The sequence below is a fragment of the Ewingella sp. AOP8-B2-18 genome (assembly GCF_052376015.1).
In the GTDB taxonomy this organism is placed as follows: domain Bacteria; phylum Pseudomonadota; class Gammaproteobacteria; order Enterobacterales; family Enterobacteriaceae; genus Ewingella; species Ewingella allii.
Genome location: NZ_JBQSVB010000004.1, coordinates 67,806 through 90,923, shown reverse-complemented (window position 1 = coordinate 90,923; position 23,118 = coordinate 67,806). Strand labels below are relative to the sequence as shown.

General features: G+C 55.4%; 17 protein-coding genes. 9 read left to right on the top strand and 8 right to left on the bottom strand.

The features are described 5' to 3' along the window. The first annotated feature begins 114 nt into the window (after positions 1-114). From rstA to ACT3RR_RS10170, 5 genes are all read left to right on the top strand, one after another. Complete coding sequence (gene rstA, locus ACT3RR_RS10190; protein WP_486030876.1) at positions 115-849, top strand: two-component system response regulator RstA; 735 nt, start codon at positions 115-117, stop codon at positions 847-849. Beyond that, a complete protein-coding gene (gene rstB / locus ACT3RR_RS10185) occupies positions 846-2,153 on the top strand; it encodes a two-component system sensor histidine kinase RstB (RefSeq protein WP_396130670.1) in 1,308 nt (435 codons plus the stop codon). Before rstA ends, rstB begins: the two co-directional genes overlap by 4 nt. Positions 2,154-2,177: 24 nt before the next feature. After that, a complete protein-coding gene (locus tag ACT3RR_RS10180; RefSeq protein ID WP_496200235.1) occupies positions 2,178-3,659 on the top strand; it encodes a carboxypeptidase M32 in 1,482 nt (493 codons plus the stop codon). Positions 3,660-4,149: 490 nt separating this feature from the next. Continuing rightward, complete coding sequence (gene asr / locus ACT3RR_RS10175) at positions 4,150-4,581, top strand: acid resistance repetitive basic protein Asr (protein WP_034790559.1); 432 nt, start codon at positions 4,150-4,152, stop codon at positions 4,579-4,581. Between the two features lie 300 nt (positions 4,582-4,881). Next, the gene (locus ACT3RR_RS10170) at positions 4,882-5,751 is read left to right on the top strand and encodes a trypsin-like serine peptidase (RefSeq protein ID WP_486030872.1); all 870 of its coding nucleotides are present in this window, start codon (positions 4,882-4,884) and stop codon (positions 5,749-5,751) included. A gap of 73 nt (positions 5,752-5,824) precedes the next feature. On the opposite strand, the gene ACT3RR_RS10165 is transcribed toward ACT3RR_RS10170, so the two are convergent. Then, on the bottom strand, positions 5,825-6,157 hold the full coding sequence (locus ACT3RR_RS10165; protein ID WP_034790563.1) for a gamma-glutamylcyclotransferase family protein: 333 nt from the start codon (positions 6,155-6,157) through the stop codon (positions 5,825-5,827). Between the two features lie 13 nt (positions 6,158-6,170). After that, positions 6,171-10,067: an ATP-dependent RNA helicase HrpA gene (gene hrpA / locus ACT3RR_RS10160; protein ID WP_496200234.1), complete on the bottom strand. Its 3,897-nt coding sequence runs from the start codon at positions 10,065-10,067 to the stop codon at positions 6,171-6,173. Positions 10,068-10,363: 296 nt separating this feature from the next. Here hrpA and ACT3RR_RS10155 point away from each other — a divergent pair, with 296 nt between their 5' ends. Beyond that, positions 10,364-10,981, top strand: coding sequence for an FMN-dependent NADH-azoreductase (locus ACT3RR_RS10155; protein WP_485900554.1), 618 nt, complete (start codon positions 10,364-10,366; stop codon positions 10,979-10,981). 127 nt (positions 10,982-11,108) lie between these two features. Here ACT3RR_RS10155 and ACT3RR_RS10150 read toward each other — a convergent pair whose 3' ends face one another. From ACT3RR_RS10150 to ACT3RR_RS10140, 3 genes are read right to left on the bottom strand one after another with little or no spacing between them, the layout of a single operon-like run. Next, complete coding sequence (locus ACT3RR_RS10150) at positions 11,109-11,450, bottom strand: YdbL family protein (RefSeq protein WP_496200362.1); 342 nt, start codon at positions 11,448-11,450, stop codon at positions 11,109-11,111. Positions 11,451-11,507: 57 nt separating this feature from the next. After that, positions 11,508-11,717: a YnbE family lipoprotein gene (locus ACT3RR_RS10145; RefSeq protein WP_396130667.1), complete on the bottom strand. Its 210-nt coding sequence runs from the start codon at positions 11,715-11,717 to the stop codon at positions 11,508-11,510. Next, on the bottom strand, positions 11,714-14,413 hold the full coding sequence (locus ACT3RR_RS10140) for a YdbH family protein (RefSeq protein WP_496200233.1): 2,700 nt from the start codon (positions 14,411-14,413) through the stop codon (positions 11,714-11,716). The genes ACT3RR_RS10145 and ACT3RR_RS10140 overlap by 4 nt, the downstream gene beginning before the upstream one ends. 73 nt (positions 14,414-14,486) lie before the next feature. Between ACT3RR_RS10140 and ACT3RR_RS10135 the strand changes: the two genes are divergently transcribed. Further along, positions 14,487-15,473: a 2-hydroxyacid dehydrogenase gene (locus ACT3RR_RS10135; RefSeq protein WP_396130665.1), complete on the top strand. Its 987-nt coding sequence runs from the start codon at positions 14,487-14,489 to the stop codon at positions 15,471-15,473. A gap of 690 nt (positions 15,474-16,163) precedes the next feature. Here ACT3RR_RS10135 and ACT3RR_RS10130 read toward each other — a convergent pair. After that, positions 16,164-16,448, bottom strand: coding sequence for a putative hemolysin (locus ACT3RR_RS10130; RefSeq protein WP_185690033.1), 285 nt, complete (start codon positions 16,446-16,448; stop codon positions 16,164-16,166). Positions 16,449-16,684: 236 nt separating this feature from the next. On the opposite strand from ACT3RR_RS10130, the gene ACT3RR_RS10125 reads away from it, so the two are divergent. Both ACT3RR_RS10125 and nifJ read left to right on the top strand, forming a co-directional pair. Beyond that, on the top strand, positions 16,685-17,344 hold the full coding sequence (locus ACT3RR_RS10125) for an MgtC/SapB family protein (protein WP_496200232.1): 660 nt from the start codon (positions 16,685-16,687) through the stop codon (positions 17,342-17,344). 235 nt (positions 17,345-17,579) lie between these two features. Beyond that, positions 17,580-21,113 (top strand): pyruvate:ferredoxin (flavodoxin) oxidoreductase, encoded by a 3,534-nt coding sequence (nifJ, locus tag ACT3RR_RS10120; protein WP_496200231.1) that lies wholly within the window; start codon positions 17,580-17,582, stop codon positions 21,111-21,113. Between the two features lie 411 nt (positions 21,114-21,524). On the opposite strand, the gene ACT3RR_RS10115 is transcribed toward nifJ, so the two are convergent. Next, positions 21,525-22,226, bottom strand: coding sequence for a FadR/GntR family transcriptional regulator (locus ACT3RR_RS10115; protein ID WP_496200230.1), 702 nt, complete (start codon positions 22,224-22,226; stop codon positions 21,525-21,527). A 100-nt stretch (positions 22,227-22,326) separates the two neighbouring features. Then, complete coding sequence (locus tag ACT3RR_RS10110; RefSeq protein WP_485900567.1) at positions 22,327-23,103, bottom strand: SDR family NAD(P)-dependent oxidoreductase; 777 nt, start codon at positions 23,101-23,103, stop codon at positions 22,327-22,329. Between the last annotated feature and the right edge of the window lie 15 nt (positions 23,104-23,118).

Genomic DNA, 23,118 nt, shown 5'->3' with positions numbered 1-23,118 from the left:
CTACAAAAGGGTCGCAAACTCTGAAAAACTGTCACTTCCTATTACGCATGTCTTGTAGCCATAGCCTGTGTCTGCGGCTATGCTGACCATCGGATAATAATAAACAGCAATCCAATGAATAAAATCGTTTTTGTAGAAGATGATCCAGAAGTCGGTAACCTGATTGCGGCCTATTTAGGCAAACACGACATTGAAGTGTTAGTCGAACCCCGTGGTGACACCGCGCAGGATCGCATCGCGCGTGAAAAGCCCGATTTAGTCTTGCTAGATATCATGCTGCCCGGCAAAGATGGCATGACCCTCTGCCGCGACCTGCGCCCTACTTACAGCGGCCCCATCGTGCTGCTGACCTCCCTTGACAGCGACATGAACCACATTCTGTCGCTGGAAATGGGCGCTAACGATTACATCCTCAAAACCACGCCGCCTGCCGTATTACTGGCTCGCCTGCGCCTGCACTTGCGCCAGCATGCGCCGCAATCGGCGGGTGAAGAAAAACCGGCCAGCAAACCCTTGCAGGGTGGCAATGCGCTGCACTTCGGCCAACTCTGTATTGATCCTGTGAACCGCGAAGTGACGCTGGTCGATGAAGTGATTGTTCTCTCCACGTCTGACTTTGACTTGTTATGGGAATTGGCAACTCACGCCGGTCGCATTATGGACCGCGAGGCCCTGCTGCTAAACCTGCGCGGCGTCAGCTATGATGGCTTAGATCGCAGCATCGACGTGGCGATTTCTCGGTTACGCCGCAAGCTCTACGACAACGCCCTCGAGCCGTTCCGCATCAAAACCATTCGTAATAAAGGTTACCTTTTCGCCCCTAATGCCTGGGAGACAGGACAGGAATGAGAAAGCTTTTCATCCAGTTTTTCCTGCTGTTGCTGGTCTGTTTCCTGGTGATGACCATGCTGGTCGGTCTGGTTTATAAAGTCACCGCCGAGCGAACCGGGCGCCAGTCTCTCAACGACTTGATGAAAAGCTCGCTGTACTTAATGCGCAGCGAACTGCGCGAAATCCCCATTAAGGATTGGAATAAGACCATCAACACGCTGGATCTTAACCTCTCTTTTAAGCTGCACATTGAGCCTTTGGGCAAACGGGTTCTTAGCCCTGAACTGGATAAGCGCCTGAAAGATGGTGAAATTATCGCGCTCGATGACGAATATACCTTTATTCAACGCGTGCCGCGCAGTCACTACGTCTTGGTAGTCGGCCCTATTCCCTATCTGTTCTACATGCACGAGATGCGTATTCTGGATCTGGTGGTCATGATGCTGATTGGCCTGTCGCTCGCCCTGCCGGTCTTCTTGTGGATGAGCCCACACTGGAAGGATTTGCTTAAGCTTGAGAAGTCGGCCCAAAGGCTGGGCAATGGCTATCTGGACGAGCGAACCAATTTTGATTCCACCTCCAGTTTGAATCGTTTAGGCATTGCCTTTAACCAGATGGCGGACAACATCAACACGCTGATCGCCAGTAAGAAGCAGCTGATTGACGGCATCGCCCACGAATTGCGTACCCCACTGGTGCGTCTGCGCTACCGTCTGGCGATCAGTGAAAACCTGCCAGAAGCCGAGCAGCAGGCCATTAACCGCGATATCGGCCAGCTCGAATCTCTCATCGACGAACTGCTGACCTACGCGCGTCTGGACCGACCGCAGGTTGCGCTTAATCTTGAGAAAGTAAATCTGGCAGACTGGCTGGCGGATAAGGTTGATGACTTCCGCCTGATCAACGCCGAGCGCGGCATCACCCTGTCGGTGCCAGAAGGCGTAGATTTCGGCGGGGTTGATTTACGTTTAATGGAGCGCGTGCTGGATAACCTGGTGAACAACGCCCTGCGCTATGCTAACGACAAAATCCACATCAGCCTGTGGCTGGACGGCGAGAACGCCAGTTTGCAGGTGGAAGATGACGGACCGGGCATCCCGGAGGAAGAGCGCATTCGCGTTTTCGAGCCGTTTGTGCGCCTGGACCCAAGTCGCGACCGCGCTACCGGCGGCTGTGGCTTAGGGCTGGCCATTGTTCACTCGATTGCCGTGGCGTACCAAGGCCGCGTCAGCGTGGAGTCCAGCCCATCATTCGGCGGGGCTTGCATACGTTTCAGCTGGCCTGCCAAAACCGTTTTTAATCTCAATACAGAACCACGCTAAAAATAATTTCGAAGGAAGTAAATAATGACAACAGCTTATTCACAACTGCGCAGTACCTTCGCCCGCCTGTCCCGCTTTAACCATCTTTCCGCCATCGCTGGCTGGGATATGGCCGCAATGATGCCGCCCGCCGGTAGCAAAGCGCGCTCTGAAGCATTGGCTGAGCTGAGCGTTTTGTCTCACCAGATTTTGACCGCAAAACAGGTTGGCGACTGGCTGGAACAGGCCGAAAGCGAAGACCTGAACGATCTCGAGCGTGCCGACCTGCGCGAGATGCGTCGTAAATATCAGCAATCCGCCGTGCTGCCTGAAAGCCTGGTTGAAGAGAAATCCTTGGCGGGCGCACGCTGCGAACACGCTTGGCGCGTGCAGCGCAAAGGCAATGACTGGGAAGGTTTTGCAGAGAACCTTCGTGAAGTCGTTCGCCTGAGCCGTCAGGAAGCGAAGTTGCGCTCAGAAGCGACGGGCGTCGGCCTGTATGACTCCCTGCTCGACATGTACGAGCCGGGAATGACTTCCGCCAAACTGGACGTGCTGTTCGGCGACCTGAAAACCTGGCTGCCAAATCTGCTGAAAACCGTGGTTGAGAAGCAGAAATCAGAAACGCGTATCACGCCAGTTGGTCCGTTTGATATTGAGAAACAGCGTCAGCTGGGCCTGCAAGTGATGGCACGCCTGGGCTTCAACTTTGACGCCGGTCGTCTGGACGTCAGCGCTCACCCGTTCTGCGGCGGTGTGCCAGAGGACGTACGCATCACCACGCGCTACAACGAACACGAATTCCTCAGCGCCATGATGGGCGTCATCCATGAGACTGGTCACGCGCGCTACGAGCAGAACCTGCCGAAAGAGTGGCTAGGCCAGCCGGTATCCAACGCGCGCTCAATGGGCGTGCACGAGTCGCAAAGCCTGCTGTTTGAAATGCAATTGGGTTGTAGCGAGCCGTTCCTGAAATCTATCTATCCGCTGGTTATCGAGCAGTTCGGTCAGCGCGAAGGCTTAGACGAGAGCAACTTCATCAAGCTTAACCAGCGCGTTGAGGCAGGCCTTATCCGCGTTGATGCCGACGAAGTGAGCTATCCGGCGCACGTGATCCTGCGTTATGAAATCGAAAAAGCGCTGATTGAAGGTGAGATCGAAGTCGAAGACATCCCTGCTCTTTGGAACAGCAAGATGAAGGAATATCTGGGCATCGACACCGTGGGCAACTACCGCGACGGCTGTATGCAGGATATTCACTGGACCGACGGCGGCTTCGGCTACTTCCCAACCTATACTTTGGGCGCCATGTACGCAGCACAGCTGTTCCAGTGCGCCAACCACGCGATCCCAACTCTGCAAGATGATATCGCCCGTGGCGACCTGACCGCCCTGTTCCAGTGGTTGCAGCAGAACATCTGGCAGCACGGCAGTCGTTTCACTACCGACCAGCTGATTCAGAATGCCACCGGCGAGACGTTGAATCCGGCGTATTTCCGCAAACATTTGGAAAGCCGTTACTTGTAAGTTTTGCCTCAAAGAGCAGTTTGGAGTTGCCTTTTGCTCCTCCCCCTGACAAGGGGGAGGCTGGGAGGGGGTATTGCAGCAAACTCAGTGGCTTATGTGAGAAATACCCCACCCCAACCCTCCCCTAATTAGGGGAGGGAGCAGTTCGGATTCCGATAACTCTCGCTATCCCCATTCAAAAACCACCCTCCCTGCTAAGAATCCTCTCAACAAATCTTCCAGATCCCATGATTTCTCAAGGATTTGCGGTGCCACAGAGTGTTCAAGTACATAAATAACATTGTATGTTGTAACTAAATACAGGTTTCTCTACGTACAGAAGTTGACAAAACCGAAGTAACCCATTGATTTTATTGCCGTATGGAGCTTGTACAAAGCGTTACACGCCGACACCAATCACTCACTTACAAAGCAGACTGCCGCGCCTACTATTCTCCTACCGGCCCCGCAGTGGGGTGGACATATAAACGAACATTCTGAGGAATTTAAGATGAAAAAAGTATTAGCTCTGGTTGTTGCCGCTGCAATGGGTCTGTCTTCTGTAGCTTTCGCTGCTGACACTACTGCTGCACCAGCTCCTGCTGCTGCTCCAGCTGCAACTACCGCTGCTCCAGCGGCTGCTGCTCCAGCTGCAAAAGCACCAACTAAGCATGCTGTAAAGCATAAGAAAGCACACAAGAAAGCTGCTCAGAAAGCGCAAGCTGCTAAGAAACACAAAAAAGCTAAGAAAGCTGCCCCAGCACAGAAAGCCCAGGCTGCTAAAAAACACGTGAAACATGCTAAGAAAGCCGCTCCAGCACAGAAAGCTCAGGCTGCTAAAAAGCACGTAAAACACGCTAAGAAAGCTGCTCCAGCGCAGAAAGCTCAGGCTGCTAAAAAACACGTGAAACACGCTAAGAAAGCTGCTCCAGCTGCTAAATAAGTAAGACTTTTGGTGAGTGATTCCACTCCCTTAGAGTAAGACTGAATATTAACACCCGGTTCGCCGGGTGTTTTTTTCTCCAGTTTTCAGATTGAGGTATTGATGGAAGATGCTGCGCCGATACCTGTTCGAAATCACCCTTAGCGCACTGATACTGTGCGGTTTAATTACCCTGTTCTTCTACTTGTGATATCACCTGAACAAAATCCCTCCGGTGATCACACCGCCAGTTGCAAGCGTCTATAATCACTCCATAATATACGATTCAAGGGATTTCCCTGCTTTCAAGGTCAGAATGTTATGCGCATCGCGTTACCTTTAGTTTTGAGCCTTTTTTGTTGCACCATTTCCTCTGTTCATGCGGACGTTCCTGAACCCGATTCAGATTCCGATGCGCCAACCATAAGTTTGAAAGAAAAGACTGCCCTGTTCTTTGGTCACGATCATCGCACCGCCGTCGCCAATACCAGCGACTGGCCGTGGCAAGCCATCGGACAGATTGAAACCGAAAGTGGCAATCTGTGTACGGCAACGCTGATATCCAAGCATCTGGTGTTAACCGCCGGGCACTGCGTGCTGGCTCCTCCGGGCAAGATTGATAAAGTCGTGGCACTGCGTTTTATTTCTCACAAGCAAAAATGGCGTTATCAGGTCACGGCGTTAGAAACGCTGGTTGACCCAAAGTTAGGCAAAAAGCTGAAAGCCGATGGCGAAGGTTGGATTGTGCCCTCTAAAGCCGCCGCGTTTGACTTTGCGCTGGTTCGCCTGACGGATGAGAATATCGCCCTGCCGATCACCCCGCTGCCGCTGTGGGAAGGCACCCGTGACCAGCTTACCGCCGCGCTGAAACAGAATGGTCGTAAAATAACGCAGGCGGGTTATCCGGAAGATCATCTGGATGATTTGTACAGCCATCAAAACTGCCTGATCACCGGCTGGGCGCAGCCTGGCGTGCTGTCGCACCGATGTGACACCCTGCCTGGCGACAGTGGCTCGCCGTTGTTATTAAAAACCGGCGATAAATGGGCGCTGATTGGTATTCAAAGCTCGGCCCCGGCGGCGCAAGACCGCTATTTAGCGGACAACCGCGCACTGGCCGTTCCGGCAATTCGCGACGCACTGAACAAGCTCTCATCAGGTGCCGTGAGCGCCATGCCAGCTGCGCAATAATTGCCGGAAAAGGTGCAAAAAAAAACCTAAGTCACACAAGTGGCTTAGGTTTTTTTATTGACGCTGCGGCGAGTTAGGCGTCAGCTTTCAACATATAAATGCAGGAAGTTACCGTACTGCCGTCGGTGGTGGTCACTTCGACCGGCACGCGCTCGTAGCCCTCGCCTTCGAAATCATCCAGAATCTGCCAGTTTTCAGCGAGCTTTTCAGAGCTGAAGACAAAGCCATTGACCCGGTTGCCGCTGTCATCAAGCACAATCCCCGGAAAGCCCATTTCAGCCCCCCAGCCTTTGTGCAGCAGGGTTCCCCCTACGTGCCCTTCTTGCCAACTGCCGCCAATCCCCTCGAGTACGTGGGCGTTTGGGCGACCTGGGCCTAAAGTGCCATAAACGAATAACGTGGCCATCTTCACTCCTTACTCAACCGGTGACTAACTGTTCCATGGTTTGCAAAATACGCTTGTCGGAAATCGGGTACGGCGTGCCCAGCTGCTGGGCGAAATAGCTCACGCGCAGCTCCTCAATCATCCAGCGCACCTCTTTGACTTCCTCGCTCTGCTGGCGAGCCGGTGGCAATTTGTTTAGCCACTGCTGCCACAGCCTCTCGACGTGCTCGACCTTCAACATCTGAGCGCGATCGCGATGAGGATCCATCGCCAGCTTGTCCATACGTTTTTCAATCGCGTTGAGATAGCGTAGCGTATCTGGCAGGCGTTTCCAGCCGTTCTGCGTAACAAATCCACGGTAGATCAACCCTGACATTTGGCTCTTAATATCAGAGAGCGCCAGCGCCATGGTCATATCAATACGGCCTTTAAGGCGTTTGTTGATATTGAATACCGCCGTCAGGATCTGCTCCACCTGCACGGCAATCTGCACCACGGCGTCATTGAGATGAGCGCGAACATGCTCGTGAAGTCGGGCAAACTCCTCCTCTTTCCACACCAGACCGCCACTTTCGGCGATCAATTTATCAATGCCGCAGGAGATACAGTCGTCGATCAGGTCCAGCACTTTGCCATAAGGGTTGAAGTACAGACCCAGCTTGGCTTTGTTCGGCAACTTTTCGTGCAAGTATTTGATTGGCGATGGAATATTAAGCAGCAGCAAACGGCGCACACCCGCCCACATCGCCTGCTGTTGCTCCAGCTCGCTGTCAAACAGGCGGATCGCGATGCTGTCTTTGGTATCGACCAGCGCCGGATAAGCCTTAACTTCGTAACCACCGCGCTTTTGTTCATAGCGCTCGGGCAGCGTGCCAAAGCTCCAGACGTGCAAATCGCTCTGTTCGATGCCGTCATCGGCCACGGCAGACAGCGTCTGCTGCACCTGCTCTTTCAAACCTGCTTTCAGCGCCGTCAGGTCTTTGCCTTCGCGCAGGGTTTTGTTTTTGTCATCCAAAATACGGAAAGTCATTTTGAGATGGTCTGGAACCTGCTCCAACTGCCAGTCGTCGCGTGACACCGTCACGCCACTCATTTTGCGCAGTTCGCGCTCCATGGCATCCAGCAAAGGCTGTTCGAAAGGCTTGAGGCGGCCTAGCAGCGCGTCGGCGTAGTTCGGCGCGGGCACGAAGTTGCGGCGAATCGGCTTCGGCAGTGATTTAATCAGCGCCATAATTAGCTCGCGGCGAATGCCGGGGATCTGCCAGTCGAAGCCCTGCTCGTCAATCTGATTGAGCAGCGGCAGCGGAATGTGCACCGTCACGCCGTCGGCGTCGGTCCCCGGCTCAAACTGATAGGTCACGCGCAGCTTGATATTGCCCTGATGCCAGAAGTTCGGGTAGTCGTGGGCGCTGATGTTGCCCGCGCCCTCTTTGATCAACATGCTCTTTTCGAAGTTTAGGCTATCGGCGGGCTGGGTCTTCCACCAGCTATCAAAGTGGCGAGACGACACCACCTCCTGACCAATGCGCTGCTCGTAGAACAGAAACAGCGTCTCGTCGTCGACCAAAATATCGCGGCGGCGGGACTTGTGCTCCAGCTCTTCCACTTCGCCACGCAGTTTGAGGTTGGCGCGGAAGAACGCGTGCCGCGTCTGCCAGTCACCTTCCACCAGCGCATGGCGAATAAACAGCTCGCGGGATAGTACTGGGTCAATGCTGCCGTAGTTCACTTTGCGGGCTGCGACGATAGGCAGGCCGAACAGGGTGACTTTCTCAGACGCGATCACCGCGCCCTGCGCTTTCTCCCAGTGCGGCTCGCTGAAGCTGCTCTTCACCAGATGCTTGGCCAGCGGCTCAATCCATTCTGGCTCGATGCGCGCGGCGATACGGCCCCACAGGCGGCTGGTTTCCACCAGCTCGGCGACCATCACCCATTTCGGCGGCTTTTTGAATAGACCGGAACCGGGGAAGACGGCAAACCGGGCATTGCGCGCGCCGGTATATTCTTGTTTATCCGCGTCTTTCATGCCGATATGCGACAGCAGCCCGGTCAGCAAGGCGCAGTGAACGCTGCGATAATCGGCAGGTTCGCTGTTCACCGGCAGGCCCAGCTCTTTCACCACTTGGCGCAGCTGGGTATAGATATCCTGCCATTCGCGCACTCGCAGGTAGTTGAGGTAGTCGCTGCGGCACATTTTGCGGAACTGGGCCGAAGACAGCTCTTTTTGCTGCTCTTTCAGGTAGTCCCACAGATTCACAAAGGCCAGGAAGTCGGAGTCTTTGTCGGCAAAGCGGCGGTGTTTCTCATCCGACGCCTGTTTTTTGTCCATCGGCCGTTCGCGCGGGTCCTGAATCGACAGCGCGGCGGTTATGATCATCACTTCGCGCATACAGCTGTCTTTGCGCGCTTCAAGCACCATGCGGGCCAGACGCGGATCCACCGGCAGTTGGGCGAGCTGGCGACCGGACTGCGTCAGGGTATAACGCCCGTCTTGCGCGTTATTGATAGCCCCCAGCTCTTCCAGCAGGCGCACGCCGTCCTGAATGTTGCGTTTATCCGGCGCTTCTACAAAAGGAAACGCGGCAATGTCGCCCAGCCCCAGAGAGGTCATTTGCAGAATGACCGAGGCAAGGTTAGTACGCAGAATCTCCGGATCGGTAAACTCCGGGCGCGACAGGAAGTCTTGCTCGGAATAGAGACGAATACAGATACCTTCGGAGACGCGTCCGCAGCGGCCTTTACGCTGATTCGCCGAAGCCTGTGAAATCGGCTCAATCGGCAAGCGCTGCACCTTAGTTCGGAAGCTGTAGCGACTAATGCGCGCCGTACCCGGGTCGATAACGTATTTAATCCCCGGCACGGTCAGCGAGGTTTCCGCCACGTTGGTGGCCAGCACGATGCGGCGACCGGCATGAGACTGGAACACGCGGTTCTGCTCGCTATTGGAAAGGCGGGCATATAAAGGCAAGATTTCGGTATGCGGCAGATCCAGCTTATTCAGCGCGTCGGCGGTATCGCGGATCTCCCGCTCGCCGCTCATAAAGATCAGAATATCACCGGCACTTTCGCGGCCCAGCTCGTCTACGGCATCAAAAATCGCCTGAAGCTGGTCGCGGTCGGTGTCTTCCGCGTCATCCACCACCGGCCGATAGCGCACGTCCACCGGATAAGTGCGGCCCGACACTTCGATAATCGGCGCATGATTAAAATGCTTCGAGAAGCGCTGAGGGTCGATGGTCGCCGAGGTAATAATGACTTTTAAGTCCGGGCGCTTCGGCAGCAACTGGCGCAGATAGCCAAGAATAAAGTCGATATTCAGGCTGCGTTCATGGGCTTCATCGATGATCAGCGTGTCGTACTGCATCAGCTTGCGATCCTGTTGGATCTCCGCCAGCAAGATACCGTCCGTCATCAGCTTAACCAGCGTGTTATCCCCCACCTGGTCGTTGAAACGCACTTTATAGCCGACGGTGCCGCCCAGCGAGGTTTCCAGCTCGTCGGCAATACGGTTCGCCACGGTTCTGGCGGCCAGACGCCTTGGCTGAGTATGCCCAATCACGCCTTTAATGCCGCGCCCCAGCTCCATACAGATTTTCGGGATCTGCGTGGTTTTACCGGAACCTGTTTCCCCCGCCACAATCACCACCTGATGGTCGCGAATGGCTTTGAAGATGTCGTCTTTCTTTTGGCTAACCGGCAGATTGTCCGGATAGCTGATTTTAGGTCTTGAGGCTTCGCGGGCGCTGACTTTTTGCAGGCTCTGGGCGATAGCGTTTTCAATCTCTTGGGTAATACCTTCGACCGCTTTCGGGTCGTCCTGCGCTTTATTCAATAGCGCCTTAGCGCCGTGCAAACGTCGTTGCAGGCGTTGGCGGTCACGAAGCATCAGCCCGTCTAACTGCGCTGACAGTGCCGCGAGCGGAGATTTCACGTTCGGCATTCCTTGTTGCTCGTCAGGCGACTCGAGGATAAACCGCGATATCGGCTGAATTTGAAAGGTTTAGTGTTGAAGTAGCAGCGGATGAACCTATGCCTGGTTAGCAATATGTTACCACAAGCTATTGAAGATGCTGAAAGCGGGCTGAATTTAGCGCCAAACAGAAGTCGTTCAGTAATATTGAACATAGCACTCGAAATATTACGCTATCACTGAATAACTTTTGTGAATAAAGTAACTTTCATTCCAGGGCGCCCGCCCTTGCAACGCACTCAGTTAAGGATTTACTCATGAGCAAAGTACTGGTTCTGAAATCAAGCATTCTGGCGAACTTCTCTCAGTCAAACCAACTGTCAGACTACTTCGTAGCGCAATATCAGGCTGCTCACAGCGGTTCACACGTTACCGTTCGTGACCTGGCTGCTGACCCAATCCCGGTTCTGGATGGTGAATTGGTAGGTGCTCTGCGCCCTTCCGACGCACCATTGACTCCACGTCAGGAAGAAGCGCTGGCGCTGTCAAATACGCTGATTGAAGAGCTGCAGGCCAATGACGTGATTGTTATCGCGGCACCTATGTATAACTTCAACATTCCGACTCAGTTGAAAAACTACTTTGACCTGGTAGCCCGTGCTGGCGTGACGTTCAAATACACTGAGAAAGGCCCAGAAGGTCTGATTAAAGGTAAGAAAGTTATCGTTCTGACCAGCCGTGGTGGCATCCATAAAGACACTGGCAGCGATCTGGTTGCGCCTTACCTGTCACTGTTCCTCGGTTTCCTGGGAATGAGCGACGTAGAATTCATCTTCGCTGAAGGTATTGCTTACGGTCCAGAAGTGGCGACCAAGGCACAGGCCGCTGCGAAAGAAGCTATCGATGCTGCTATCAAGCAAGTCGCCGCAGCTTAAGACTTAAGATTGCCAAGTATTATCACAATCTGGAAGGGTCAATTCCCCTCAGAATCGGTTGTTAAACCCCTCTCCTGATGATGTTGTGATAACACCATTGCGCGCTGAAAAGCGCGCTTTTTTTTGCCTATTTTTGCAGCCACTGACCATTAATCCCGCGCACATACTCCCCGGCTCCGGCGCGAGCCACCAGCTTCTGCCCCGCAAGTTTCGCCACGTCGCCGGTGGTCACCTGATTGTTTTGCGCCACTTGCTTATATTGCTCTTCGCGGCCCTGATTAATGCGTTTCACCAGTGACAGGGTTTCCGCATCTTGCTTGACCGGCGCCAGATAGCCCGACAGGGTTTCGCCCACCCGACCTTGCTGCTTGGCCTCTTCCAGCGTCAGGGCAAAGGCCGTGCTGCTAAACAGTAGGGTTGAAACCAGCACCAGCAGCGCAGATTTCTTCACCGTGGCGGTTTTAAACATTTTGAAGGTTAACGCACGCATATCCACTCTCCACACCGGCTTGCCAGCCGCGCCAATTTAGAACAGGTCACTCTGGTTTTTCAGCAGATTTTCGACATCTTTATCGACCTTGATGTGGATCTCATGCTCAATCTTGACGTTCATATTGATGGTGATCGGCTCTTTCGGTGCAGAGAGTTCAATGCGCGGCACGCAGCCGTTAAGCATCACGACGGCCAGAGCGGTCGCCGTGCAGAGCGTGGTTCGGTAAGCGATAGCCAGCTTCATGGTAAAGTCCTCAAATTCTTATCCTTAGAGGGTGCATCCGGTTGCTGAGACAGGGAGTTCGCCGGCAGCGAGATCTCCTGTTGCAACCATTCTTGCAAGTTGTCGCCAAAGCGCAAACTGCGCCACAGCTGATAAATGTTTTCCTGATGGGTGTAATTAAGGTTCACTTCTCTGTCCTGCTTACCCGAGGTATTGGCTCCGGTAACGTGAGATTTCATGGTCAGCTCGCCGAGGTTATCCAGATTGACCTTGGCAATCATTTCGCGGATCTCCATATAACGGATCCACTCAATCACCAGCCGGTTAGCCAGATTGCCAGCCGCCATGGCATCGGCAAACTGTGGGTCGAGGCGCAGCGTCAGCCAGCCATCATTTTGTATCCAGCCGTCGCGCACAATCCAGTGCGGGTCATTAACATAAAGTGGCAGCTCGCCGTTGATATTACCGGACATCGCCAACTGTTTGGGTTTCAGCGCGGTGAACAGTTCGCTGAGACTGATTTTTTGCAGTTTAAGCACCGCCGCGTCGTGTTGCGGCATGCGCAGCGCCGACATGCTGATGTGGCCGCGCAGGGTATCCACGCCGAGATTACTCAGGGTCAGCGGCGTGCTCTCCGACCAGGGATACGTCCCTTGCAGGTCGGCAGTAATGTTCTCCAGCTTAACGAGGTTATTCACTTCGCGGATCCGCAGCATTACCGGCTGTTTCACACCCAGCGTCCAAATCTGATTTTGCAGCCGATAAGAGAGGCTGAAGTCCATCCCACTGACGTCGCCGTCCGGCAACCACATGCCGCCGTCCTTCACCACCCAGTGACCGCCGCCGATAAATCCCTGCCCGCGCGCCATGGAGAAAGCCGCCTGCGCATAGAAAGTGCCCTCGCGCAGACGAATATTCAACTCCGGAGTCAGCAGCGACTGGAATACCGCCAGCTGCTGTTTCGGCCACCAGGCTTCACCGCGCAGACGTTCGCCATCCCAACGACCGTTGAGCTTGATCGGCCCTATCGGGTCGGCGTCCAGCGTGCCTTTCATGATGAAGCTCTGCGGGTCGCTACCACTGAGGTGCAGCATTAGCTCGCTGGGTGGCAGGTAGCCGCCGTTATCCAGCGCAATCTTCTTCGCCACCAGCTTGATGTCGCCCATAAACTGTGGCGGCAAATCCGGGAATTGTTTTTTGAAGCGTTCTGGTACCGGGCGACGCCAAGTCAGCGGTTTATCCAGCGTCAGGCGCGGCGCGTCCACATTAATCAAGCCGTAATGCAGCTTGTTAAAGCCGGTCGAGAGCGACGTCAGGGTGATTAAATTGTTATCCCAATTACCTTTACCAGCCATATCCCAACGTCCGGCCAGCGGCGGCAATTTGCCATTGCCCCAGTATTTGAAATTCCACAGTCCCTGATCCGGCCAAAACTTCTCGGCCTTACCGTCAAGGTGCAGGTCGAAGCTCCCCCAGTAGGTATCCCGAGCTTTAACAATCGCCTGTAGCGGTCCGCTCACCCCTTCGGCAGAAACCTTCACCCCCGCCAGCGGCCAGCGGGCGTCCTGTAACAGTAGCTCAGGAGTAGGTTTGCCCCACGCGCGCAGCAGAGCGCCGCTGCGCAGCGCCAGCGTCGGATTAAGCACCGAGCCGCTCAGCGTACCCGGCAGCGAGGCACTCAGTGAGGTAGCCACCAGGTTAGCTTGGCCAGTGAGCTGGAAAGCCAAATCGCTGTCCAGCAGCCCAACCTTGCCCGGCCCCATGGTCAGCACCACGTTGGCTTTACCATTATGCCCCTGAGTCAGCACGTTGAGCCGCGCCGCGAGCTGGGTCTGGTCGAAGGTATCCGCCCAATCGCTCAGCGTCAGGTTGATGCCACCGGCGAGCGGCTGCGCGGCATAGGGCCAGTGCCACTGCCCCTGGGTTATCTGTAAATTCTTACCGTGCAGAGTCCACGGCAGGGTCGCCAGAGGCTGCTGGCTGCCCTTTTCGGCAATCGTCAGCACGCCTGAGGTTTGCTGCCATTGCAGTAAAATATCTAGCGGATTCGGCACCTGCGCGGTTTGCATTTCGGCGCGCAGTTCGCCGGTTTGCGGCAACTGGTCCAGCGTAGCGGGCAGCGTCAATTTGCCGCTCAGCGCAATGGGCTGTTGGCTGCCCGGCGGGGTCAGGCGCAGGGAGTTAATGGCGAGTTGTTGATTGTCGAGCGTGGCGTCCAGATTGAGATCTTCGCCCTGTAGCGTCAGGTGCTGGGTCGCGCCCTGATTGTCGATACGCAGTTCACCGGCGTAACGCTGCCACGGCGTCACCACCAGACGGTGAATGATCACATTGCCCGCAGGCAGGCTCTGTTGGATATCAGCTAATGAAAGAGGTGAGCTATCGGCGCTTTTCGGCAGGTTGCTCAGACACAGGGTATCGACATTCAGGCTATCGGCCTCCAGCGCCCAGCGGCCACTGGCATGGCTCAGACGCGCATTGGTGGCCTGCGCCAGTTCGCATTCTCCCGCCATATAGCGCATTCCCGGCAGCTCGAGAGTACCATTAGACCAGCTAGGTGACGCGGAAAGGCGTAGACTGGTCCCTGCCGGTAGCCAATGTTGGGCAACCTGAGGCAACCAGCGAGGCACGGTTTTCCATAACACCCCGGCCAAAAACAGCAAGGTAAGCACGGTTCCCAGACACACCAGTGCAAAATATCTCAGTCCTTTCCTCATGATATGCCTTGTTTTTCACGAAACCGCTATAAGATACCATAATTAGCATAACAACTTATCGTGGAGAAATAGGATGAAACTCGCCGTTTACAGCACGAAGAATTACGATCGTAAATACCTCGAGTTGGTGAATCAGCATTATGGATATGAGCTGGAGTTTTTCGACTTCCTGCTGACCCCGCAGACGGCGAAAACCGCCATCGGCGCCGATGCCGTCTGTATCTTCGTCAATGACGATGGCAGCCGCGAAGTGTTGCAAGAGCTGAAATCGCTGGGCATTAAGACGCTGGCCCTGCGCTGTGCCGGTTTCAATAACGTGGATTTAGACGCCGCCAAAGAGCTGGGTATTTCGGTGGTGCGCGTTCCGGCTTATTCACCGGAAGCTGTGGCCGAGCACGCCGTGGGCATGATGATGTGTCTTAACCGCCACATTCACCGTGCCTATCAGCGCACCCGCGAGGCGAACTTCTCTCTGGAAGGGTTGATTGGTTTTAATATGCATCAGCGCACGGCGGGGATCATCGGCACGGGTAAAATCGGCGTCGCCGCGATGCGGATTCTGAAAGGTTTCGGCATGCATATTCTGGCTTATGACCCCTATCCAAGCCCATTGGCCCTTGAACTGGGTGCCGAGTATGTGGATCTCGATACGCTGTACGCTCAGTCGGACGTTATCTCCCTGCACTGCCCGTTAACGCCGGAAAACCACCACATGCTGAACGCCACGTCATTCGCCAAGATGAAAGACGGCGTGATGATTGTGAACACCAGCCGAGGCGCGCTGCTGGACGCCACTGCCGCCATTGACGCATTGAAGAAGCAGAAAATCGGCGCGCTGGGGATGGACGTGTATGAGAACGAGCGGGATCTGTTCTTCGAAGACAACTCCAACGAAGTGGTGCTGGACGACGTGTTCCGCCGCCTCTCATCCTGTCACAATGTGTTGTTCACCGGGCACCAAGCCTTCCTGACCAGCGACGCGCTGACCAGTATTTCAGAGACAACATTGTTGAATGTGGATCAGCTGGCGAAAGGGCAGCCATGTCCGAATTTGTTGTAGTTTTGGAAACTAGAGGAAACTTTTAGGTCAGACTGTGGGCGTCGGCCTAAGGTCAAAACCGTGGGCTCGCCGCCCACACTGGCCCAAAGGGTTTTAAACGAAACCCTTTGGAATCCTGCGTTTTTTGCTGCTGGTAGATCGAGGCTTCGCAGGGTTGGAATGAACGTGTTCCAGCGGCCACTGTGTTCGTCGCGAAGTGCCGCCGCTTAGGCGGTTCCCTCAGTTCGGGTTTCGAGCCATAGGTCTCGAACCACTCCCTCGGCGTCACTTCTGAACGCGACTTACTGGCATTTACTTCGAGCCGTTTCATTCACAAAAAATCTGAAAATCACTGAAAAGGTACGGTTGAGATGCCTCAAAACCGCAGTCAAAAATGGCGCTGAGCGAACGGTTCGAGACCCAAGGCTCGAAGCCTGAAGCGAAGGCACCGCCTAAGCGGCGACATTTTGCGGTGGATAACGGAAGTACCTGAAACACGGCCATTCAGCCAGCGACAGCGCGGAGTAAATAGCCGGGGATTCTCAAGGGGCGCGGCGATAGGCGCCCCTTGAGGCCGGTGTGGCGGCAGCGCACGGTTTTGACCTTAGCCAGTGTGGGCGGCAGCGCACGATTTTGACCTTAAAGGGCCAGTGTGGGCGGCGAGCCCACGGTCTTGAATTTGAATTTAAAAGCGCTCAAAGGCAGCCCGCCTTACCCCGCCGTACATCTCCCTGCCATTAACGCGCTTTCCGAACACTGGCGGCCATTCGACATTGAACACATGCCTACGCGGCTGCCGTCTAACTGAGGTGCCATTCGCAACTGACCACCGGCCATGGAACATGCGGCGAAGGCCGGGCTGTCCATATTGACGCTGTGGTTAGAAAGGTTAACGCTGTTACCCTTCTGGGGAACCTCGTTGGAATCATCGTGGCTGCTACAGGCGGCCAACACCAGAACGGCTCCGGCCAATAATACGCGTAAGGCAGTGATCATCAGTCCTGCTCCTGAAGAATAACGGGGTGTCGGGGAATTAAGTGGAAATCATCATAGCCGAGCCATTCCGCCAGCGTCGAGTGTTAGCAAGAATTAATATCAACTTTTTCCTAAAAATAAACGATTAGATACACTTTATTTCGTTCCGTTATTTCTTTGGCTCATAAACTTAGGGCTCATTCACCGTTTTTAAGTATCAACTACTTAAAATAAGCACAACAGGGAGGCATTTTATAATGGTGACAGATTTTTTAATTCGTATTGCGCTGGCGGGCGTTTTGGGCGGGCTAATTGGTATTGAGCGCCAGCTGCGGGCGAAAGAAGCCGGTCTGCGAACGCACGTATTAGTGGGTATCGGCAGCGCGATGTTTATGATTGTGTCGAAATACGGTTTCGCCGATTTACTCAACCTCACCCACGTCAGTTTTGACCCTAGCCGCGTTGCAGCGCAGGTGGTGAGCGGCATGGGGTTCTTGGGTGCCGGGACCATCATCATCCAGAAACAGGTGGTCAAAGGCTTAACCACCGCTGCCGGATTATGGGTTACTGCCGCGATTGGTTTAGTTATTGGTAGCGGACTTTATGAGATTGGTATTTACGGCGCCTTCCTGACCTTAATTGTACTGGAAATGTTCCGCCAAATTAGTAATAGGCTGATCGGCCATCACCATCTGATTGAAATACGCCTCACGCCGCAAAGCGTGCCTTCGGTATTAATAGCATTGCAGAAAATGCGTATTCGTCCGGGCCATATTAAAGTCAATCAGCGCGACGATGGTGATGAAAGTAAGTGCGAATTAGTGATGGACGTGGTGTTAAAACCGAAACAAAGCGTTGATAAATTGTATGAAGCCATCATGACCGTTCAGGGTATTAAACGTATTGATATCAATTAACCTCTTACTGCGCTGACGCGTATTTTCTCAAGCTGCGAGGGGAATTGACCCTCGCAGAAGTAATAGAATTCCTACGACTTCCCCTCTTCCAGTAACCCTATCATTTCACTCAACTATTAACCCTGCACACAATCAGGATAAATCGATCGATGCCCCGCGTGTAAACTTTTTCATATTCGAACCGGTTCGGCATCGCTGTTTCCGGCAAGCATTAGGAAATGAAAAAGGGGTTTTCATGATCACCACTGACGGTAATAACGCAGTTGCTTCCGTGGCCTATCGCACCAATGAAGTAATTGCTATCTACCCTATTACGCCAAGTTCGACCATGGCCGAAATCGCCGGCGCGTGGTCCGGTGAAGGTAAGAAAAATCTCTGGGGCGATGTCCCAACCGTGATGGAAATGCAGTCAGAGGCCGGGGCGATTTCTACCGTCCACGGTGCGCTGCAAACCGGCGCACTCTCCACCTCTTTCACCTCATCGCAGGGTTTGCTGCTGATGATCCCCACCCTCTACAAGCTGGCCGGTGAATTAACGCCGTTCGTGCTGCACGTCGCCGCCCGCACCGTGGCGACCCACGCCCTGTCTATTTTTGGCGATCACTCCGACGTGATGGCCGTTCGCCAGACAGGCTGCGCGCTGCTTAGCGCCGCCAGCGTGCAGGAAGCGCAGGACTTCGCGCTGATTTCTCAAGTTGCCAGCCTCAACAGCCGCGTGCCCTTTATTCATTTCTTCGACGGCTTCCGCACCTCCCATGAAATCAATAAAATCGCCCCGCTGAGTGATGACACCCTGCAACAGATGCTGCTGCAGGCCCAGATTGACGCCCACCGCGCTCGCGCCTTAACGCCGGACCGCCCGGTTATCCGCGGCACCTCGGCCAACCCGGACACCTATTTCCAGTCGCGCGAAGCCACCAACCCGTATTACGACGCTACCTGCCAGCACGTCATTGACGCCATGGAGGCCTTCTCCGCCCTCACCGGCCGCGCCTATAAGCCTTTCGAGTATGTCGGCCACCCGGAGGCGGAGCGCGTGATTGTGCTGATGGGTTCCGGGATCGGGACGTGCGAAGAGGTGATCGAAACGCTGATTGAGCGCGGCGAAAAGGTCGGCGTGCTGAAAGTGCGCCTCTATCGCCCATTCAGCGCCAAGCATATGTTGGACGTGCTGCCGCAGAGCGTCAAAACGCTTGCCGTCATGGATCGCACCAAAGAGCCGGGTTCCCTTGCCGAGCCGCTGTACCTCGACGTCATGACCGCGCTGGCCGAAGCCTACAGCCGCGGGGAACGCGACAGCTTGCCGAAAGTGATTGGCGGCCGCTACGGCCTCTCTTCCAAAGAGTTTGGCCCAGACTGCGTGCTGTCGATTTTCGACGAACTGGCCCTCAGCCAGCCGCGCCCGCGCTTTACCGTGGGGATCTATGACGACGTGACCGGCCTGTCGCTGCCGGTGAATGACGAGCAACTGCCGCAGCACGCCACGCTGGAAGCCCTGTTCTACGGGCTGGGCAGTGACGGCTCGGTTTCGGCCACCAAGAACAACATCAAAATCATTGGCAATAGCACGCCGCTGTTTGCGCAGGGCTATTTTGTCTATGACTCCAAGAAGGCCGGTGGCCTGACGGTGTCTCACCTGCGCGTTAGCCCGCAGCCGATTAAATCGGCCTACTTGGTCAGCCACGCGCACTTCGTTGCCTGCCACCAGTGGCAGTTTATCGACCTGTACCAGATGGCCGAGCGCCTGCGCCCCGGCGGCATTTTCCTGCTCAACACCCCTTTCTCGCCGCAAGAAGTGTGGGAACGCCTGCCGCTGGAAGTGCAGTCTTCGCTGCATAAGAACAATGCCCGTTTCTACATTATCAACGCCGCAAAAATTGCCCGCGAATGCCAGCTAGGCGCGCGCATCAATACCGTGATGCAGATGGCCTTCTTCCACCTGACTCAAATTCTGCCGGGCGATCAGGCCCTGAAAGAGCTGCAGGGGGCGATTGCCCGCAGCTACAGCAGCAAAGGCGAAGAGCTGGTGATGCGCAACTGGCAGGCGCTGGGCGCGACTCTTGAACAGCTCATTGAGGTGCCGTTGCAGGCCATTCCACAGCAGCCGCGCAAGCGTCCGCCGATTGTGTCTGACGCCGCGCCTGATTTCGTCAAAACCGTCACCGCCGCGATGCTCGCCGGTCTGGGGGACGCCCTGCCAGTTTCCGCCTTCCCGCCGGACGGCACTTGGCCGACCGGCACCACACAATGGGAAAAGCGCAATATTGCCGAAGAAGTGCCCATCTGGCAGCCAGATTTGTGTACCCAGTGCAACCACTGCGTCGCCGCCTGCCCGCACTCGGCGATTCGGGCCAAAGTGGTGCAACCCGAAGCCATGGAAGGCGCGCCGTCCGCCCTGCAATCTCTGGATGTGAAATCTCGCGATATGCGCGGCCAGAAATACGTGCTGCAAGTGGCCCCGGAAGACTGCACCGGCTGTAATTTGTGTGTGGAAGTCTGCCCGGCGAAAGATCGCCAGAATCCAGAAATCAAAGCCATCAACATGGCGGATCGCATTGAGCATTTAGAAGAGGAGAAGGCCAATTACGACTTCTTCCTTAAACTGCCGGAAATCGAGGCCAGCCAGCTTGAGCGTATCGACATTCGCACTTCGCAGCTGATCACCCCGCTGTTTGAGTACTCCGGTGCCTGCTCCGGCTGTGGCGAAACGCCTTACATTAAGCTGTTAACCCAGCTGTATGGCGACCGCCTGCTGATTGCCAACGCCACCGGCTGTTCATCTATTTACGGCGGCAACCTGCCTTCCACGCCTTACACCACTAACGCCGAAGGGCGCGGGCCGGCGTGGGCCAACTCGCTGTTTGAAGATAACGCCGAGTTCGGTCTGGGCTTCCGTCTGACGGTAGACCAGCACCGCCGCCGCGTCACGCGCCTGATTGACTCGCTTTCCGAGCATATTCCCGCCGAGCTGTTGGGCGGCCTGCGCGATGAAACCTCAACGCCAGAAGTGAAGCGCCAGCACGTCACCGAGCTGCGTAAGATTTTGGCCGAGATTGATTCTCCAGACGCCCGCCAGTTAGCCACCGACGCCGATTATCTGGTGGATAAATCCATCTGGCTGATTGGCGGCGACGGCTGGGCCTATGATATTGGTTTCGGCGGCTTGGACCACGTGCTGAGCCTGACGGAGAACGTCAATGTGCTGGTGCTCGACACCCAGTGTTATTCCAACACCGGCGGCCAGCAGTCGAAAGCCACCCCGCTGGGCGCCGTCACCAAATTTGCCGAACAGGGCAAGCGCAAGTCGCGCAAAGATTTGGGTGTCAGCATGATGATGTATGGCCATGTCTACGTGGCCCAGATTTCCCTTGGCGCGCAGCTGAACCAGACGGTGAAAGCCATTCAGGAAGCCGAAGCCTATCCCGGCCCGTCGCTGATCATCGCCTACAGCCCATGCGAGGAGCACGGCTACGATCTGGCCCTGAGTCACGACCAGATGAAGCAGCTCACCGCCACCGGTTTCTGGCCGCTGTATCGCTTCGACCCGCGCCGTGTAGAGGAAGGTAAAGCCGCGCTGGCGCTGGATTCCCGCCCGCCAAACAGCAACCTGACGGAGACGCTGAACAACGAACAGCGCTTCAGAAGGCTCAACGCCCAGCAGCCGGAAGTCGCCACTCAGCTGTATGCGGCGGCAGAGAAGGAGTTACAGGAGAAATATGAGTTCTTGGAGCTGCTGGCGGGTAAGAGAACGAATGGGGAGTCGGAGTAAAGTTAAAGACGTTGTTTGCTCCTCCCCCTTGCCAGGGGGAGGAGCAAAACCAAACCCACTGAAAAGGCACGGCTGAGAAGCCAGTAGGCCGCGTTCAGAAATGACGCCGAGCAAGAGGTGAAAAACCGCGTGTCTCTTTACGCGGGTTGGAATCCCGCAGCGAGGGGACCGCCTTAGCGGCGGCTTTTCGCGGCGATAACCTCAGCCTCTGAAACATGTCCATTCCAACCCTGCGAAGCCTCGATCTCCCAGCAACAAAAAACGCAGGATTCCAAAGGGTTTCGTTTAAAACCCTTTGGGCCAGTGTGGGCGGCGAGCCCACGGTTTTGAATTTAAAGACCTACGTGTGGGCGGCGAGCCCCCGACCTTGACGTTGAATTTAAAAGCGGGCTTGGGCTGCCAGCCCAAAAATCACCCCCCAAGTCGATGTTTATGCCCTTTCATCAGACTCAGCGATGCCGAATAAGCTGCGCCCTCATCCCCGGCCATAATGGCCTCATAAATCAGTTTATGCTCTTGCAAACACATGCCGCCTTCCTTTGAGGAATACTCAAAGAACCATTTAAAAATGGTGGTCAGCACGTTGCCGAAAGGCACGTAAAAACAGTTGCCGGAGGAGATAAAAATCATGCGGTGAAACTGGGTGTCTATTTCCACCCACTGCGCCTGGTCAAACTGCTCGGCGACCTGACACATCTGCCGGTAAATGCGCGACAGCTCGATGCGCTGCTCCTTGCTGGCGTTGACCGCCGCCAGCGCGGTGGCGTGCGGCTCAATAGCTTTGCGAAACTCAAGAAACTGCTGATAAATCTCTTCGGTGGCTTCCATCCCCTGCATCCACTCCAGTAGCTGCGGGTCTAGCATGTTCCACTGGGCGCGATCTTTCACTCGGGTACCTACTTTCGGCCGTGATTCCAACAGTCCCTTTGAGGTCAGCAGCTTCAAGGCTTCGCGCAGCGCGGTGCGGCTGACACCAAACTGCTCGCCCAACTCGATTTCGCTCGGCAAAATGGCGCCAGAGGCCAGCTCGCCGGAGAGAATTTTTCGGGCGATGTCGCGAGCGATGTGGGTGTTCAAACCACGGGTTAACCCGGCGGCTGTTTCAAACTGCATCGTCATGCTATTCCCTTTTATTGGTGCAGATGGCCGTCATGATAGTTCAGGAAGCGGAGCGACGCATGTCCTCGTCGCCCCGAATGTGCTCAATCACCGGTTACGGCGCCATTTGGCCGCCGTTGACATCAAGGATCTGCCCGGTGATGTAGCCGCTACAGGCGTGAGAGGCGAAGAACAGATAGCTCGGTGCCAGCTCCTCGCTGGTGCCAAAACGCCCCATGGCAATGCCGCTGGAAATCTTATCGCGCACTTCCTGAGTTTTATCCGCATGGAAAACCGTGTCGATGGTGCCCGGCGACACCACGTTGAAGCGAATATTGTCCTTGGTGAACTCCTTCACCCAGTGGCGGTTCATATTGTGCAGCCACGCCTTGGACGCCGCGTAAATCGAGGCTCCCGGCCCGCCGCCTTCGCGCCCGGCAATAGAACCGGTGCTGATAACCGAGGTGGTTTCGCCGGTCTGCTTGGCCGCGCTGCGCAAGTGCGGAACGGCGAACTTGGTAACCATGAGCGCCGAGCGGGCATTGAGATCCATCACCTGCTGGTAGAACTCATCGTCAATCTCTTGTAGAGGTTTGCGCCCCACCAGCCCGCCGGCGTTATTGATGAGCACGTCCAGCCCGCCGAAGCGCTCCACGAAGACTGCCACCAGCTGCTGGCACTGGGCGGTGTCGGTCAGGTCGGCGGCGAAATACGCCACTTCGCCCCCCAGCGCCGCCACCTCTTGGGCCAAGCTTTGCAGGCTCGGGTCATCGCGATGCCCGTTCAGCCCCACTTTCGCGCCAGCGCGGGCAAAAGCCTGCGCCGTCGCCAAACCAATGCCTTTGGTGGAACCGGTGATTAGCACGCGTTTGTCTTTCAAGTCATTGAACATAAAAGCTCCTCGGTA